The sequence below is a fragment of the Brevibacillus sp. SIMBA_040 genome, from assembly GCF_046535075.1.
In the GTDB taxonomy this organism is placed as follows: domain Bacteria; phylum Bacillota; class Bacilli; order Brevibacillales; family Brevibacillaceae; genus Brevibacillus.
Genome location: NZ_JAWRXI010000330.1, coordinates 1 through 250, shown reverse-complemented (window position 1 = coordinate 250; position 250 = coordinate 1). Strand labels below are relative to the sequence as shown.

Genomic DNA, 250 nt, shown 5'->3' with positions numbered 1-250 from the left:
GACTTGTGCCGCAGCCGGGGTAGCGAGCGCTTTGCCGGGCGCTTTGAGTCAATGGTCTCTAACAGCGACACGATGGTCGATGACCCGTCAGAGGTGCCGAAACTGTTGCCAACCAATGCCGATCGTCACGCCTTTGCCTTGGTACATGGCGCGGGCAGTCCGGATGCGTTATTGCAGCTGGCGAGTAAGAAGGGAGTGGACTTCAGCCACGATCAGGGCATCGTAGGAGCCTACCTGTACTTCTATGGGC

1 protein-coding gene is annotated in these 250 nt (G+C 58.8%); it reads left to right on the top strand.

Features of this window, described 5'->3' with window-relative positions; genetic code table 11:
• On the top strand, positions 1-250 hold a 250-nt coding region (locus SB752_RS33010; RefSeq protein ID WP_410719596.1), incomplete at both ends, for a hypothetical protein.